Raw genomic sequence first — 16337 nt, forward strand, 5'->3', positions numbered from 1 at the left:
GGAGAGGAGGAGCAAGGGAGTGCCGCAGTTTTCGCCATAGGCGGAAACGGAGTTAAGCGGACTTTGTGATGACGAGGTGGGGGCCCCCGGAGCGTTGAATTTTACACTCTGGCGAATAAAAGGAGGTATTGGCGTGAATGGCAGGAAGATGTACTCCGGCGGATTTGAGGCATATGAGCGGAAGCTGAAGACCGTGATGGAGAAGATCAATGTGGAGAAGTACAACTACGACTGGACCCGGCAGAGCTGCTTTGTGGAGCTGATCTGCAAGGGGCGGGCTTTTCGATTTGAGAAGAGTCTGGAGGACGCTCAGGTGCGGGGAGAGCGTATTTCCTGCGTATCGGACCTGTTTGCACAGATCGTTCTCATGCTGGAGGATCTGGCCCGGGCATCCAGCAGGGGGCTGTTTGACTTCGCAGAGATCGTCAGTGGGCTGCCGTCGCTGCAGGAAGGGGAAGCCGGTTTGGAGCCGTGCTTTGCCAGCTTGGGCTTTTCCAGGAGACCGGAGAGCGCGGCGGAGGTGCGGGAGCAGTACCGGCGGATGGCAAAGGTGATGCACCCGGACGCCGGTGGGGATGCAGGTGCGTTCCAGCTGCTGCGGGAGAACTATGGGAAGTGTTTGGAAAAGGTGGGGGATCAGTGATGGCGCGATTGACCAAGCGGAAAGAAAACGGATTTGTCACATTCGGAAAGCGGCCTCGTGGTTCTATATGTGATGTGCGATTTTGCAGCAAATCAGACGCGTGTCCAAACATCAAAAACAGAACTTGCCTATATTTGAAAATGATCGACCGCCTCGCTGCATATGAAGACACCGGCCTGGAGCCGGAGGATATTCAATCGCTTGAAGCAGAATGGTGCATATGCAAGCAGTTGGTCGAGGAATACAGAGCTATCGGTACCATCGACCATCTTCGCAAGCTGGTGCAGGCCGAGAAGGACGGGCGGCTGGTGGTGCTGCCGTGCAAGGTGGGGGATACGGTTTATATGCCGGTTGCGAAATGGAATACAATAACGGGTTACGAAGAGGACAAATGCGATGGGTTTTATATAGGCAATGATGGCATTTTGCAGATTAAGGCCCAGTCCTACACCGGAAGTCATGGAACATATGGAGTCCCTGGCAAAACAGTCTTTCTCACCCGCAAGGAGGCCGAGGCGGCGCTGGAGGCGCAGAAAGGCGGCGCGGAATGAGCAAAGCGGTCCTGATAAGCATACAACCGAAATGGTGTGAGCTGATTGCATTGGGCAAAAAGACGGTGGAAGTCAGGAAGAGCCGTCCCAAGCTGGAAACGCCGTTTAAGTGCTATATCTACATGACGGCCGGTGATGCTTCTATCTCCAACGGCAGGGGTATGGTTGCACATCATTCCGGCGGGAAATGTGTCATTGGAGAGTTTACATGTGATTACATAGAGGCAATCCTAGCCGAGTCGTTTATTGTAAGAGAGGATGCGCTTCGAGCCATTGATGGGACCTGTATGACAGTTCCGGAAGTAAAGAACTATGCTGGTTGGAACAAGGGAATGTGGGTATTTGACTGCAAAGACCTTTTCGGTTGGCATATCTCAGACCTGGTTATCTATGACAGGCCGAAGACGTTATACCATTTCCGCAGGGCGTTGGAGTGTCATCGAGGTAATTACAAAGATGGTTGTGTTGGTTGTTGGGATTGTCAAATCGAGCGGCCTCCGCAATCGTGGTACTATGTGGAAGAATTGAAAGGCGGCGACGAGGGATGACTAGAGAGGAAGCAATCAAAATCCTTGAAGATGGAGAATGGTGGGATAACATAAATGAGTTCTACGAGATGGTAAATCCGGAGTTTCAGAAATTGCATGATTCAGTGGATGTGGCTCTTTCCGCCCTCCGCTCCCAGCAGGAGGCGGAAAATGAGCCGCTGACGGGGTGGATCAGCGTGAAGGACAGGCTGCCGGAGAAAGGCAACGAGGACTGGTATAACATTGTTTTGACCAAGGAGAGATCCGGAGATCTACCAATGAGGCGAATTGTCAAAGTTGGATACTGGGACTGGTATCACAAGCGTTTTTGGGGATTTGAGGTGGGATATGGTTATACCGTCACCCACTGGATGCCGCTTCCGGAGCCGCCGAAGGAGGGTGCCCATGCCTGATCGTGTATGGAACAGGGCTGACCTGTTTCAAATATATAAAATGGAGGAATGAGCAATGAACAAGTACATCGGAACGAAGCTGGTGGAGGCGGAGCCTGCCAAGCGGTATGAGGATGCCAACGAGTTTGTCATCATCGAGGATAGCAGGGAGGATGTCAGCACCGGAGAAGGGGAAGTGATGAAGAACGCCACATCCTGCGCGGCGGGATACAAGGTCCGCTACCCGGACGGGTACGAGAGCTGGTCGCCCAAAGAAGTATTCGAGCGGGCCTACCTGTTGCTGACATCCAACGACCACATGCGGACGGACGCGCCCAGCATCAGTCAGGAGATGGTAGATGATTTCATCGTGGCTACTGAGGCCATTACTATGGGAGACAAAACTACGGTCGTTCGGGCTATGCTGAAGAATGGTTTTGAGATCGTGGAGTCCTCCGCCTGCGTCAGCCCTGAGAACTATGACGAGAAACTGGGCCAGGAGATCTGCATGGAGAAGATCAAGGACAAGGTGTGGCATCTGTTGGGCTTCCTGCTGCAGACGGCGGTGCATGGCGTGGATGGCTGCCGTCTGGCGGCGCGTGCGTGGAAACCAGATGATGAGGCAGAAAAAGCCGACGTGGGCGATGGTCCTTGCGGTTTCTATGGGGCCGTGCCGCCTGCCGTAGACGATGGTCCCTACAGGATGGATACGCCATGCGGTTTTTATGGGAGCGATCCGGCCAACTGCTTTGGAGAGGAACAGGAGCGCCGGACGGGGCTGACTTTCGGACAGGCCATTGAGGCGGCCAAGCGGGGCGCCAAGATCGCCCGGAAGGGCTGGAATGGCAAAAATCAGCATATCGAGCTGGCATCCGCGATCAGCTATCGGGCACCGGATGGAACGGTGGTCAACGCGGAGCATGACGCCATTGGCAACCGGGCCTTTGCGTTCTGTGGGACCTCCGGCGTACAGATGGGCTGGCTGGCCTCTCAGGCTGATATGCTGGCTGAGGACTGGGAGATCGTGGAGTGATGGTGTGAGAACAGAAAAGCCCGCCGGGGAGACCCGGCGGGCATGAGAGGAAAGGTGCATCAGGAAAGACCTTTGCTGAGGAGGTAGAGACAGAGCTGGTTCATGCTGATCCCCTCGTCAGCGGAACGCTGGGCCAGCAGCTTGTGGAGGCTTTTGGGAATGCGGAGTTTGAACTGGCCGCTGAAATCCTCCAGTCTGGCAGGCTCCGGGATGGGGGCGCCGTCCTCCAGGCAGGCGGTGAACCAGGCCTTTTTCGCGTCCTCGATCATCTGGAAGCCCTCTTCCACGGTATTTGCGGAGGTGACACAGCCTGGAAGCTCCGGGCAGTGGAGGGCATAGCCGCCCTCTTCCTCGTCGGGGATCACCTCCACCCGGTAGGGCAGGGACATATAGTATTGCAGATCCTTCTCCATAACAAACCGCCTCCAACGGCCAGACGTGTCATTCCTCCGATTCCAAATACTGTTGGACGGCCTCTGCCACCAATTTGATATACGCACGGTTCATGGGCGATTGCTTCGGGATCGTGATGGGCATACACCCGGATTTTCGAAACGTATAGTGGCTGCTGCCTCCGCGGGGCTGTTCACACTGGTAGCCGATGCTTTCCAGGGCCTTGCATAGATCGTCAAACCGGAGATTGGGGCTTTTTTCCAAAATGGCTGTAACAAGTTTATCCCACTTACTCATTTTTTATTCCTCCTGCATATGAGAGATAAGTAATAATCAAAAGATCTGTGATTCGGGAAGCATTAAAAGTTGAGAAATAAAAATAAGTTTTGAGATTTAAGTGTTAGATGTTTGAAAGTTAAGTTTTGAGTTTTGAATTTTGAATTTTAAAGATGAAGTTTGATCATGTTGATTCCTTCCCGATATCTGGATTATAGCATGGTGTCATATATGGTGTCAAGCGGAAATTTCGCTTTTGAAATCTGCGCCGTTTAAACAGGGATCCCAAAAATGCTTGCATTTTTGGAAAGAGGAGGAGCGGCAAAACGAGTGAGTTTTCAGTGAAACTGGAAACGAACGATGTGGAGCTTGCTCCGACGACGGCGGCGTGGATTTGAGAAGCGGATATACATATTAAAGAACGCGCGCGTGCGTTCTTTGCGGGACCTTTCAACGCCTATGTTTGAGATGAAAGAGATTTTCAGGGCCGGAGCGGGCGGAACGGCGGCACCCGGCCATGGGTGGAAAGTGGAGCGTGAGAGCGCTTTGCAAGATTTGTCAAGGACACTCCTGCGCGGGGGCGCGGGTACCTATGCTTTTATACGCGGAGGAGAAAACGTGATGGGGAAGATATGTTTTTGGGGCCCCCGCCGGAGCCCAGCGCAGCGGGTCCGGTGGGGAGAGGACGAACGCCGAAATGAGTGAGTTCTCGGCTAGACGGGAACGAGGGATATGGAGGAAGTGAGGACGATGTACATGGTGACAAAGATCGTCAGCGGGAACGTGGTGGAGCGGAGAAAGACCAGGATCGTCCGGCAGCCGGCCAAGCGGGGAAGCCGTGTGCGGGGGAACAGCAGCGAGCGGAAGATCGTGGGGAACCGGGAGTATGCCAAGCTGGCCCTGGCCAGGACCATCAACTGCAACATGACGCCGGGGGACCTGTGGCTGACGGCCAAATTCGACGCCGCCGGGCTGGAGACTGTGGGCGGGACATTTGAGGGCGCCCGGAAGGCAGGGCGGAAATTCATTGACCGGCTGGTGTACCGCATGAGAAAGCTGGGGCTGGTGTGCAAGTGGTTTCTGGCGGCGTCGGAGATCGACGGGGAGACGGGGGAGCTGGTGCGGCCCCACGTCCACATCATCATCACCGGGGAGGGCTTTGAGATCCGGGAGAAGCAGCTGTACTTCGGGGCGGAGCTGGTGGACGATATCTGGGGGCTGGGGACCGTGGACTGGCAGCCTCTGCGGCACCAGCAGGACTATTACCCTCTGGCGGCCTATCTGGTGAACCAGGCCCGTGGCGTGGCGGACGAAAAGAAATGGACCTGTTCCCGGAACATGAGCAAGCCCAAGGTATCCCGGGAGATCGTCACCAGCGGCGGCCAGCTGCGCGTTCCGGCGGGCGCTGTGGAGCTGCCAGGGACCCGGTATGACCCGGAGAAGGGCCAGAACTTTGTGCGGTACATACCCAAGACCAGAGATCCCCGGCGGAAGGTGGGCGGACACAAGGAGATGGCCCTGGCCATGGCGGATAAGGACGGTGAAGGGGGCGGATGGAATGAGCTTCCGTAAGCTCCAGGGCGTGAATATACCGGAGGAGAAGCAGGGAGCGGTCCGGTTTGCCTGCCTGACCGCTGAGGATCAACCGAAGATCATCCGGGAAAAAATCGAAAGGCTCTGCCACGAGGTGGGAGGGCCTTATAGTGCTGCTTTGCGGGACGTGATGTGCAGCCGGAAGAGCATCACGGCTATCGCTGTGGAACATCACGTCAGCGAAAGCACGCTGTACCGGATGCGGAAAGAATTTTACGAAAGCTGGTATAGAAGGCGTGCGTAAGGATCGCGGGCGGAAAATCCGCAAAGCGCTGGGGGCGTTAGGCTCCCAGCTTTTTTTCATGCCTGAAAAGTTGGTGATTTCAGACAGGTCATCTGTGCTACGCTATTATTAGCGAGAGTTATGATGCGCGGCGGGGGAGGTGTCTGCGTGGCGGAGAGGACAGAGGCTGAGAAGCTGGGGGCGGCGCTGAAGCCCAGGGAGCGGACCTTCGTGCGGGAGTATCTGGTGGACCTGTGCGGCACCAAGGCGGCCATTCGGGCAGGGTACTCCGAGAAGTCCGCCGCCAGCCAGGCCAGCCGCCTGCTGCGTAAGCCGGAAATTCGGGCCTACCGGGACGCGCTGCTGCAGGAGCAGTTCGACGCTATCGGCATCACAAAGCACTCTATCGCGGCGGAGGTCTGGAAGCTGTATGAGCGATGCACCCAGCAGAGGCCGGTGAAGATCTGGGACAGCCAGAAGCACGACTATGTGTTCGCCGGACTGTGGGAGTTTGACGTGAAGGGCGCTTTGAAGGCCCTGGACATGCTGCGGCAGATGCTGCCGGAGATGGGGAAGGACGAGGACGGCGGCGGGCCGAGCCTGGAAGATATGGTCATGGGCGGGACATCTGGAAGAGAGTTTTAAAGCGCGGCGGAGACGGCTCTGCGGAATATGGAGGTTGAAAGAACGATGGCAAAGCGGAACGATGAAAAGACGCTGGGCAATGGGGGACCCCGCGAAAGCCCAGCGAAGCGGGTTTCGTGGGGAGAGGAGGGACGACGGAATGAGTGAGAAGGCGGCAAAGACGGCTTCGAAGGATATGCAGTCCGTCCTGACGATGTGGCAAGAGCGGCTGCGGCGGGCGGAGGAGGCCTACAGCGGGGAGCAGAGCCGGATGCTGCGCCGGGAACAGCTGGTGGACGGCAGCCATGAAATTTTGACCCGAGACGGCAAGAAGGCCAAAAAGCAGGCGGAGCACGTGCGGAACGTGTGCTTTGAGGTGGTGGAGACCCAGGTGGACAGCAACATCCCCCAGCCCAAGGTAACGGCCATCCGGCAGGAGGACGAGGGGCTGGCGAAGCTGATCGAGGACCTGCTGCGGAACCTGCTGGACCGGCTGCCCATGGAGCGGATCAACGACGAGGCGGAGCGCATCTGCCCCACTCAGGGCGGCTATGGCCTGCTGGTGGACTGGGACAGCGGGGCATCCGGCCGGGGCTGGATGGGGGCGCTGAAGGTGACGCTGCTGCATCCGCGGAAGATCGTGCCCCAGGATGGCGTCTACCAGGTAGCGGACATGGATTACATCTTCCTGAAGGACGCCCAGACCAAGGCGCAGATCAAGCGGCGGTACGGCGTGGATCTGGAGAGCGAGACAGAGGAGGACCCGGACGCCCGGGCCCTGGGCGCGGGGGCCAGCGCCACGGACGAGCTGGTGACCATGGTGACCGCCTATTACAAGAACCGCCGGGGGGGCATCGGCCGCATCCGCTGGGCCTGTGACACCCTGCTGGAGGATCTGGAGGACTATCAGGCCCGGCGGGTGAAGAAGTGCCGGAAGTGCGGCGCTGTGGGGGACGGCGAGCGGTGCGCCTTCTGCAGCGGACGGGCCTTTACCGAGGAGCTGCAGGAGTATGAGGAGCTGACAGAGGACCTGCGGACGGACCGGGGCACGGTGATCCCGGCGGAGAGCGCCGCCAGGGACGAATACGGCCAGCCGGTGTTCCGGGAGGCGGCGGAGAACCGGCTGCTGTGGGACGCGGAGGCCGGAGAGCTTCTGACGCCCTTTGGCGCGTCTCCTGTCCTGTCCGGCCCTGTGATGGAGCCGACGAAGGTTCCTTACTACAAGCCGGATATCTATCCCGTGGTGCTGCGGAAGAACGTCTCCAAGAGCGGGCGGTTTTTGGGCGGCAGCGATATCGACGCCATCGAGGATGCCCAGAATACCCTGAACAAGGTGTCCACCAAGGTCAATCGAAAGGTACTGGGCGGCGGCAGCTTCACCACCGTGCCAAAGGGCGTGCGGCGGTATGTCTCTGACGATGACAACGTGCTGCTGGAGGTGGATAATCCGGCGGCGCTCCAGTCCATCCGGACCTACAACACCCAGGTGGATATTTCCCCGGATATGGCGCTGATGGCGGAGGTCTATGAGGAGGCCCGCCAGACCATCGGCATCACGGACAGCCTCCAGGGCCGGAAGGACCCCACGGCCACTTCCAAGGTCGCCAAGGAGTTTTCCGCCACACAGGCGGCGGGGCGGCTGGAGAGCAAGCGGACCATGAAGAACGCGCTGTTCCAGGACCTGTTCGAGGTACTGTTCAAATTCATGCTGGCCTATGCCGACGAGCCGCGGCCGGTGATCGCTTACAACGAGCACGGGGAGAAGGAGTACAAGCTGTTTGACCGCCGGGACTTCCTGTATCAGGACGAGGCGGGGGAATGGAAGTACAACACGGATTTCCTCTTCTCCTGCGACAGCTCCGCCCCTCTGGCCAGCAACCGGGAGGCCATGTGGCAGGAGTGCCGCATGAACTTTGAGAGCGGCGCTATGGGCAATCCGGCGGAGCTGGGGACGCTGGTGCGGTTCTGGACCATGATGGAAAAGCTCCACTATCCCATGGCCAAGCAGATCCGGACGGACCTGCAGGAGGAGCTGGAGCGGCAGCGGATGACGCAGGAGGCCCAGGCGGCCATGAGCGCCCAGGCGGCGGATCCGGCGGCTCTGATGGGCGGCGGACAGATGACACCTGGAGCGGAGATCGGAGGGATGACGCTGTGAAATGCCCTGTGTGCGGATTGGAAATGATCGTTTATAAAATTACCCCGACGCGAACCAGCGGAGCGTTTGCGGAGGGAAACGACGAGCAGCGAAATGAAGGAGCTTTGGCAGAAGGCCGAAGCGAAAGAAATGGAGCTTGTGAGGAGTTCGGGCCTGAATTTGTTTGCCGGAACCGGCGGTGCGCGGCCTTTGACCAGAGGCTGCAAAAGAAGCCGGAAGAGAAGCCCCGGGAGGAAGCCGAGGGCGAGAGCGGATGACAAAAACCGGCAGGCTGCACAGGACGGGGGCCGCCATTCCCCCGTCCCGGGGTTTTTACGGCTGCAAAGCCGGTTTTTCCCCGTGATACCTCCGGGACGGCCCCCCGAAAGGGGGGCGGTCCTGTGGAGCCTGCCGGAGCGGAGGCAGAAGAACGAAGAGAAAGGAGGCGGCGGCATGGCGGAGAAGTGCAGAGGCTACGCCGGGAAGATCAAGAACCGGTCCACCCAGAACATCAAGGCCCCTTATGGCGGCGGCAGCGGCAGCACCAAGGGCACGGTGAAGATCACCGGCAACGACCTGCGGAGCGGCGGGAAGTCTGGAAAGTAAAGCTGCTTTACAGCAATTAGCGGCGCGGCTCCCGTGAAAAGCGGCGGCTTTTTGCGGGAAGGTAAAAACAGAACGGAGGAAAGGCATATGGAGATCAGCGAGCAGGAGATCGCCGAGGAGTTCGGCGTGGAGCTTCCCCAGCCGGAAGGCCAGGAGCAGCCCCAGGAGACACCACAGGAGCCGCCCCGGGAGGACGGCGGAGAGCCGGAGAACGGGCCGGATACCCAGGAACCGGAAGGGCAGGAGCCAGAGGACACGGAGACGCCGGAGACCCAGGACCCGGCAGCACCGCCGGAGATGAGCGCCGGGGAATGGCGGCAGTGGGCGGCGGAGCAGCGGGCCAGAGCGGAGCAGGACTGGGCGGCGGCAGAGCAGGCCCGGCAGGATCGGCTCTTCACAGAGCTGTTTGCGGGACAGGTCAGCCCCTACACCGGCCGGCCCATCACCACGGAGGCGGAATACCGGGCCTGGAAGGCTGAGCGGGATCGCGCTCAGCAGACGGAGCAGCTGCAAAAGGCCGGGATCGACCCCGCTTCCATCAAGGGCATTGTGGACCAGGAGCTGGCGCCCATGCGGGAGAAACTGCAGCAGGCGGAGCTTGCCGCCATGCAGGAGCGGGCCAGGGCGGTGAACGCCAAGGCCCAGGAGGCCATCAGCGCCTCGCTGCGGAACATCAGCGCCATGGACCCCAGCGTGAAGAGCCTGGAGGATATCGCGGCGCTGCCCACGGCGGCCAGGTTCAACGAGCTGGTGCAGAAGGGCGTGGGCCTGGAGGACGCCTTTTACCTCGCGAACCGGCAGGCCATCGACACCCGGCGGGCGGCGGCGGCCAAGGCGGCGGCCCTGAACGGCGCCGCCAACCGGCGGCATCTGGACCCGGTCCGGGATGGAAGCGGAAAGCTGCCGGTGGAAGTGCCGGCGGAGCAGGCGGAGCTGTTCCGGGAGATGATGCCGAACGCCAGCGACGAGGAGATCAGGACCGCATACGCTGCGTACCTGAAGGACATCAAGAAAGAGAGGAAAGTATGAGTTTTTTTCTATCCAGCATGAGCGTGGGGCTGACGCCTCCCATTGAACACATGAAGGCGGCGGAGGGCGAGACGGTGAAACTGGGCGAAGCTTTGACGCTGGACGCCGGGGCACTGACCAAGTGCGGCGCCACCGTGAAGCCTTCCTACATCGCCGTGGGTCCCGCTGACATGCACGGCATGACGCCGGTGATCGCCGTACAGGCGTACATGGTGTTTGAGACGACATTGAGCGCAGCCGCCGGTGAGGGCGGGCTGAGCGCCGGTTCTAAAGTCACGCTGTCGGAGGACGGCCTGGAGGTGACGGCCACCACCGCCTCCGGCGTGGCGGAGATCGTGAGTATAGACGGCGGCGCTGTGGGCAACACGGTGCTGGTGAAATTCTGAGAGGAGGAGAAACGATTATGGCATATTGTACGGTATCCATCGGGGACGGCGTGCACGAGAGCAGATACGGCAAATCGCAGTTCCCCATCAAGAGCTATCTGGAAAAGCGGGGCGAGGCCTTTGAACAGGCCAGCGTGCTGAAAAAGCTTTACCGGATGCAGAAGAGCCACAACTGGGGCGAAAAATTCACCGGCGACACGGCCATGAACAACTGGGAGCCTGTGGGCGAGGGCGGAAAATTCCCCAGCAACGGCTTTGAAGAGGGCTTTGCCCAGACTGTGGAGCACATGGTTTGGAAGAGCATGTTTTCCGTGACCCGGGAAATGGCGGATGACAACAAGATCGGAAGCATGAAAAACAAGGCCAACGCCTTTATTACCGCCTACAACCGGACCCGGGAGCTGTTTGGCCGCCAGCTTTATGTTGGAGGCTTGAAGGGCACGAAGATCACAGTGAACAAACAGGTCTTTGACTGCTGCTCGGCGGACAAGAAGGCGCTGTTTGCCAAGGATCACCCTGCCAAGGTGAAGGGCGACGCCCAGAGCAACCTGTTTGCAGACGACATCAGCACCGCCGCATTGGGCAAGCTGGAGACCCGGATGCAGAACACCAAGGGCGACAACGGCGAGCTGCTGGCCATCCAGCCGGACACCATCTGGATCCCCAACGACGCCGTGCTGAAAAACAAGGTGTTTGAGGCCATCGGCTCCGACAAGGACCCGGCCACCGCCAACAACGGCTTCAACTATCAGTACGGCCGGTGGAACGTGATCGTGGACCCCTACCTGACCCTGGCGCTGGAGAGGCTGGGCATCAAGGCGTCCCCCTGGATCCTGCTGGATTCCAGCTTCATTCAGGAGCAGGACGGCCCCGTGTGGCTGGACCGGATCAAGATGGAGGTCAAGAGCGACATCGACCCGAACAACTGGAACAACGTGTGGCAGGGCTATGGCCGGTTCGGTGCGGGCTTCGTGGACTGGCGGTTCTGCGCCGTGGGCGGCATGACCGGCGGTACCGCGCTGTAAAGCAAGGGGGCTTGTCCCCCTTGCAAGCTCAAGCGAAGGGAGGGCGGAACTTTGAACTGGAAAGAGTGCAAGCTGATCGCTTTGCAGACGATGTTCGCCAATGAGGGCATGGACATCAACATGGACGACAGCAACCAGGAATACCTGAACGCCATGCCGGGCAAGGCCAACGAAGCCATGCAACAGCTGGCCACGGTGGGGCGGCCCATCCTGAAACGCTTCTGGATCGAGATCAGGGCCGGGGCGGCGGAGGCCGTGACAGAGGAACGCCTTGTCCTGCCGGCGGCGGAGGCCCGGTATCAGATCGTCCTTTCCGATTACTGTCCCCGCTTCCGCTGCCTGGAACAGCTGATGGAGGACAGCGGCGGCAGCTACGGCCACGCGGACGAGTGGGATGTGGAGGGCGACGGTATCCTGGTGCTGCCGGGGGACCGGGAGGCCGTCTATACGCTGTGGTATGCCGCCTATCCGCCGCATATCACATCCGCTACGCCGGACAGCACGGAGCTGGAGCTGGCGCCGGAGGCGGCGGCCCTGGTGCCGCTGTATATCGCGGCGGAGCTGTATAAAGAGGATGAGCTGGCCATGGCCACCATGTTCCGCAACGAGTTTGAGGACGGCCTTCAAAAGCTCCAGCAGTCCTACGCGGCATCCGGCGGCGGCATCCGCGGCGGGAAGGTGAGGAACACCACGGGATGGTGGTAAAGAGGGGACAAGTCCCCCCTTTAGATTCCCCCCACCAGTCTGCGGACTGGTGGACGCCGCCCAAGGCGGCTGAGTCAATGTATTTTCGCCACGCACATGTCGCGGCGAAAATAGATCGAAAGGCGGCCCCTGGCGGGGGCCGGGAATCGTATTGCCGCGACGGTGAATCCATGGAGCCTGAAAGGCGACCGGGCGGCGGGCAGCCGCCCATTTTGAAAAGCTGCCGGGATGCGCCCCGGCGAAAATAGATCGAAATACTATGCCTGAAAGGAGGTTGCGAGGACGTGGGACAGTTTTCCATTCCAAGCGAAGCGCAAAAGTACCGGACGATCATTGAGACCTTCCGGGGCGTGGATCTGAACAACAGCCCTTCCAACGTGGACCCGTCCCGGTCCCCGGCGGCTCCCAACATGATCCGGGACCAGGTGGGCAAGGTCCGCAAGCGGACGGGCTACACCACCATAGCCACGGCCCCGGAGGGCGCGGCCATCAACGGCGTTCACCGGCTGGGGGAGCAGCTGCTGGTCCACGCGGGGACGAAACTGTTTACCTGGGACGGCGGAGAGACCTTCACGGAGCTGGGGGCCATGGCCGACGCAAAAAGCAGGAGCTTTCTTTTTGATGAAAAGCTGTATCTGCTGGATGGGACCACCTATCAGGTATACGACGGGAAGGAGCTGAAGCCGGTATCCGAGGCGGCCAAGATCCCCACCATCGTCATTTCCCGGGACCCTGCCGGGGGCGGCGTGACCTATGAGGCGCTGAACCTGATCTGCACGGCATGGACCGAGAGCTTTCTGGGCAAGGCCAACGTGAAGGTATATCAGCTAACCACCACGGAGCTGGGGGAGGAGCCGGTGACGGCGGAGGTGCTGAACAGCAGCGGCGAGTGGATCCCCAAAACGGAGAACACCGACTTCGTGGTGGACCGGAAAACCGGGACCGTGACGTTCACGACGGCGCCGGGCGCGCCGCCGGTGACGGGGCAGGACAACGTGAAGATCACCGCCCGCAAGGACCGGGAGGGCTATCTGGACAGCATCAACCGCTGCACCGTGTTTGCCGTTTACGGCGTGGGCGGCGCGGCGGACCGGGTGTTTCTGGCGGGAAATCCGGACAAGCCGGGCACGGACTATTACAGCGGCTTTGAGGATCCCACCTTTTTCCCCGACACCAATTACACCAAGCTGAACCGGGACGGCAGCGAGATCATCGGCTATGCCATTCTGAACAACGCCCTGGCGGCCTTTCTGGACGGGGCCAGCGACGGGCGGAACGTGGTGGTGCGGGCCGGGTCCCTGGACGAGAGCGGCGAGGCTATCTTCCGGATCACCAACACCCTGCTGGGGGAGCACGCGGCGGCACGGGACACCTTTGCCATGTCCGGGAAGGAGCCGCTTTTTCTGACGGAACGGGGCGTTTACACCGTGACGGCGGAGGAGCTGACCGGCGAGAAATACAGCCAGGAGCGGAGCTATTACATCGGCAGCGCCCTACAGGCGGCGGAGGGAAAGACAGAGGCCGCGGCCATCACATACCGGGATTTTTACGTGCTGGCCCTGGATGGGACGCTGTATCTGCTGGACCTGCAGCAAAAGACCTATGAGCGGAACAGCCCCTACAGCAGCTTTCAGTATGAGTGCTATACCTGGCCGGATATCCCGGCCCGGACATTGTGGACGGAGGGGGACGCGCTGTGCTTCGGCACGGCGGAGGGAAAGCTGTGCCGCTTCGCCGCAGACGCGGAGGACCCGGCCAGCTACAACGACGACGGCGCGGCCATCGACGCCTACTGGGAGACCAGCGACTTTGACGGGAAATCCTTTTTCAAAAGCAAGACCTTTACCGGCCTGTCCGTCCGGCTGGCGGCGGCGAACCTGACCGGCGTGCGGATCTTTTCCCTGAAGCGGGGCCTTTGGTCCCAGGAGCTGGACGCCAAGCAGCGGGCCAGATACTTTGACTGGAATTATATCAACTTCGCGAAGTTCGTGTTTTCGCTGGACAGGTCGCCCCGGACGCTGTTCAAAAAGATCAAGATCAAGAAGGTGGACAAGGTGCGGTTCCGGCTGCAAAACGACGTTTACAACGAGCCCTTCGGCCTGTATTCCTTTGGCCTTGAGTGGAAAGAGCCAGGGAACAACTATAAGCGGTAAATAAAACCGAGGGAGTGAAAGCATGGCATTGAAAAAGATCACGGAGGAGCAGCTGAATGAAATGAGCGTCAGCGCCGCCCCGGACATCCTGAGCGGGACTCCGGCGCAGAACAAGGCTGTTTTTGACCGGCTGCCCAAAGGCGTGGCCGCCGCCCATAACGAGCTGGTGGACGCATTGATGGAGCTGGGCGTGGAGCAGGCGGTGCTGGCGCCGGAGGGGGCGGGCTTCAAGTATCTGCGGCTGAACAGCAATCTGGTGCTGGAGTTCAGCGATGACGGCGAGACCTGGCAGACCACCGGCAGCCAGATCGTGGACGGCGAGGGCAACACGCTGGGCTACGGCGCGTATGTCTCGGCGGAGGACCGGGAGCGGTGGAACGCCAAGCAGCCGGCCATTCCCGGCAAGGCTGGGCAGATCCCTGTGTTCGGCGAGGAGGTTGGCTGGACCGGTATGGACCAGGTGCGGGAGGCGACGGCGGCGCTCTATGGCAAGGGCCCCGGGGCGACGGTGGATGAGGTGCTGGCGGCGGCACCGGACACCATTGATCCGATTGGGACGGTCAAAGTGACTGTTCGGAAAGATCTCGGCGAGAACTGGGCGCTGTGCAACGGAGACCAGTATTTTGAATCGGATGTATCGAAAGCGTTTTGGGACGCGGCAAATGATCCGGATGTGATTTTGCACGAGGGATTCGGTACGGCGAGCCTGCCGGTCTCTTTTCAAAAGACATCCTACAATGCCATTTCCGGCCTGGAAGATGTGATGGCCGGGGAGCGGAACGACTGGAAGTATTTCTATATCACCTCAAAAAATGAGGACGCCGCGACGTCGGGAAAAGTTGGATACATCTATGACTTTTATTTCATCAAAAATCTGGATCCAGCCAGCCTGAAAACGCTGCGGGTCTCTGACTTGCAGTACACCAGCGAGGATACCGCCAAGGTCATATTGTTTCACGGCGCTTATTACATCCTTTTTGTAAATAAGAAAAAAGTCTACACCATCAGCGAGCTGGACGGGGAGGAAGCGCTGTCTGTGCTGGACAACACCCTGGAAACTGCCATGGATATCAGCACGATCCGCGCTGTGACGCCGTTTGCCGTCTATAGCACGAAATGGAGTACGGATACATACAAGACAACGATATCTCAGTGGACCACCATTGACGGCACTGCTAAAACGCTGATAGTTGAAACAGATCGGTATTTGAAGATGTTTTATGACTGGGAGGCAGGGCACTTGATCGGATATGGAGACAGCAGATACAGCTCATCCTCCTATCCGAGTTTCGTAAGCCTTATCAATGAAACGCTGCTGAGAGTTACAAGCAGCAGTAATCTTGGAGGAACGACTTTATTGAAAGCTCCTCTTGGGATCGTGAAGCTGGGCGGCGACCGGTATCTGATCTACAACAAGGATAAGTATGGAAAGACCTTCACAGTTGCAGATTCCGTTATCGCATTTTCCACTGATGACACGACATACGATCTCCGGCTCCCGACCTCCCTCATCCCCTCCGCCAACACGCTGCTTTCCATGGCGCCGGAAGTGCTGGAGAATGGCCTGCTGGTCGGGTATCTCAAAAGCATGGGCTTGATGTATGTTTCGTACGACGCGGAGGCAAACACCTATGCGCTGGCCCACACCAACACCCAGGCAGTTTTGGCAGACAACGCCAAAGGGCTGCTGCGCCTGGATGAGACCACAAAGAAATTTGCTGTTTCAGACGTTTTCACCGACGCGGCGGGAAAGGTCTACCTGACGGTGACGCCCGTCAACAGGCTCCCACTCATTTCTCTCAACCGCTCTTACGCCTACATCCGTATCAGATAAGGAGGAATCATCATGCTGCACAAACCAGTTTTGCCGCCCCGAAAGGGATATGTGGAAGTAGACGTGGGCGGCGTGCGCTGCTACAAGAACGCCGAAACGGGACAGATCCTGGGCGGTCCGGCAGACCTGGCCGCCGTCAAATCGGCCAAGCTGGCGGAGCTGTCCGCCGCCTGCAACGACGCCATCGTGGCCGGGTGCGGCGTGACC

At 59.5% G+C, this 16337-nt stretch carries 20 protein-coding genes; 18 read left to right on the top strand and 2 right to left on the bottom strand.

Annotated elements, in window-relative coordinates:
- Nucleotides 1-133 precede the first annotated feature (133 nt).
- The 5 genes from Q0Z69_RS08720 to Q0Z69_RS16885 are packed head-to-tail and all read left to right on the top strand — an operon-like array spanning nt 134 to nt 3146.
- Entirely contained in the window at nt 134-643 is a 510-nt protein-coding gene (locus Q0Z69_RS08720; RefSeq protein ID WP_298032172.1) for a J domain-containing protein, read from the top strand.
- A complete protein-coding gene (locus Q0Z69_RS08725; protein WP_298032174.1) occupies nt 643-1194 on the top strand; it encodes a hypothetical protein in 552 nt (183 codons plus the stop codon). The genes Q0Z69_RS08720 and Q0Z69_RS08725 overlap by 1 nt, the downstream gene beginning before the upstream one ends.
- Nucleotides 1191-1742 (top strand): hypothetical protein, encoded by a 552-nt coding sequence (locus Q0Z69_RS08730; RefSeq protein WP_298032177.1) that lies wholly within the window; start codon nt 1191-1193, stop codon nt 1740-1742. The genes Q0Z69_RS08725 and Q0Z69_RS08730 overlap by 4 nt, the downstream gene beginning before the upstream one ends.
- Nucleotides 1739-2134, top strand: coding sequence for a DUF551 domain-containing protein (locus Q0Z69_RS08735; protein WP_298032179.1), 396 nt, complete (start codon nt 1739-1741; stop codon nt 2132-2134). The genes Q0Z69_RS08730 and Q0Z69_RS08735 overlap by 4 nt, the downstream gene beginning before the upstream one ends.
- 55 nt (nt 2135-2189) lie before the next feature.
- Complete coding sequence (locus Q0Z69_RS16885) at nt 2190-3146, top strand: Gp49 family protein (protein ID WP_367272274.1); 957 nt, start codon at nt 2190-2192, stop codon at nt 3144-3146.
- 59 nt (nt 3147-3205) lie between these two features.
- Here the strand turns inward: Q0Z69_RS16885 and Q0Z69_RS08750 are convergent, their stop codons facing one another.
- A complete protein-coding gene (locus tag Q0Z69_RS08750) occupies nt 3206-3559 on the bottom strand; it encodes a type II toxin-antitoxin system HicB family antitoxin (protein WP_298032182.1) in 354 nt (117 codons plus the stop codon).
- A gap of 28 nt (nt 3560-3587) precedes the next feature.
- Complete coding sequence (locus Q0Z69_RS08755) at nt 3588-3836, bottom strand: type II toxin-antitoxin system HicA family toxin (RefSeq protein ID WP_298032183.1); 249 nt, start codon at nt 3834-3836, stop codon at nt 3588-3590.
- Between the two features lie 729 nt (nt 3837-4565).
- Between Q0Z69_RS08755 and Q0Z69_RS08760 the strand changes: the two genes are divergently transcribed.
- The 13 genes from Q0Z69_RS08760 to Q0Z69_RS08820 form a co-directional block, all read left to right on the top strand.
- Complete coding sequence (locus tag Q0Z69_RS08760; protein WP_298032185.1) at nt 4566-5387, top strand: hypothetical protein; 822 nt, start codon at nt 4566-4568, stop codon at nt 5385-5387.
- Nucleotides 5374-5652, top strand: coding sequence for a hypothetical protein (locus Q0Z69_RS08765; RefSeq protein WP_298032187.1), 279 nt, complete (start codon nt 5374-5376; stop codon nt 5650-5652). The genes Q0Z69_RS08760 and Q0Z69_RS08765 overlap by 14 nt, the downstream gene beginning before the upstream one ends.
- 147 nt (nt 5653-5799) lie before the next feature.
- A complete protein-coding gene (locus tag Q0Z69_RS08770) occupies nt 5800-6276 on the top strand; it encodes a terminase small subunit (RefSeq protein ID WP_298032189.1) in 477 nt (158 codons plus the stop codon).
- Nucleotides 6277-6415: 139 nt separating this feature from the next.
- Nucleotides 6416-8413 carry a hypothetical protein gene (locus Q0Z69_RS08775; RefSeq protein WP_298032190.1) on the top strand — a complete coding sequence of 666 codons (1998 nt, stop codon included), beginning with the start codon at nt 6416-6418 and terminating at the stop codon, nt 8411-8413.
- A 23-nt stretch (nt 8414-8436) separates the two neighbouring features.
- Entirely contained in the window at nt 8437-8670 is a 234-nt protein-coding gene (locus tag Q0Z69_RS08780) for a hypothetical protein (protein WP_298032191.1), read from the top strand.
- A gap of 175 nt (nt 8671-8845) precedes the next feature.
- A complete protein-coding gene (locus Q0Z69_RS08785; RefSeq protein WP_298032194.1) occupies nt 8846-8998 on the top strand; it encodes a hypothetical protein in 153 nt (50 codons plus the stop codon).
- Between the two features lie 87 nt (nt 8999-9085).
- Nucleotides 9086-10027: a hypothetical protein gene (locus tag Q0Z69_RS08790; RefSeq protein WP_298032197.1), complete on the top strand. Its 942-nt coding sequence runs from the start codon at nt 9086-9088 to the stop codon at nt 10025-10027.
- A complete protein-coding gene (locus tag Q0Z69_RS08795; RefSeq protein WP_298032199.1) occupies nt 10024-10413 on the top strand; it encodes a hypothetical protein in 390 nt (129 codons plus the stop codon). The genes Q0Z69_RS08790 and Q0Z69_RS08795 overlap by 4 nt, the downstream gene beginning before the upstream one ends.
- A gap of 17 nt (nt 10414-10430) precedes the next feature.
- Nucleotides 10431-11438, top strand: coding sequence for a hypothetical protein (locus Q0Z69_RS08800; RefSeq protein WP_298032201.1), 1008 nt, complete (start codon nt 10431-10433; stop codon nt 11436-11438).
- Between the two features lie 51 nt (nt 11439-11489).
- Nucleotides 11490-12143, top strand: a complete 654-nt coding sequence (locus Q0Z69_RS08805) for a hypothetical protein (protein WP_298032205.1) — start codon at nt 11490-11492, stop codon at nt 12141-12143.
- A 284-nt stretch (nt 12144-12427) separates the two neighbouring features.
- Nucleotides 12428-14296 (top strand): hypothetical protein, encoded by a 1869-nt coding sequence (locus Q0Z69_RS08810; protein WP_298032207.1) that lies wholly within the window; start codon nt 12428-12430, stop codon nt 14294-14296.
- 22 nt (nt 14297-14318) lie between these two features.
- Nucleotides 14319-16130 carry a hypothetical protein gene (locus tag Q0Z69_RS08815; RefSeq protein WP_298032210.1) on the top strand — a complete coding sequence of 604 codons (1812 nt, stop codon included), beginning with the start codon at nt 14319-14321 and terminating at the stop codon, nt 16128-16130.
- 12 nt (nt 16131-16142) lie between these two features.
- Nucleotides 16143-16337, top strand: a 195-nt coding sequence (locus tag Q0Z69_RS08820; RefSeq protein WP_298032212.1) for a hypothetical protein, incomplete at its 3' end; no start/stop codon positions are given.

This window comes from uncultured Dysosmobacter sp. (assembly GCF_947631165.1).
In the GTDB taxonomy this organism is placed as follows: domain Bacteria; phylum Bacillota; class Clostridia; order Oscillospirales; family Oscillospiraceae; genus Oscillibacter.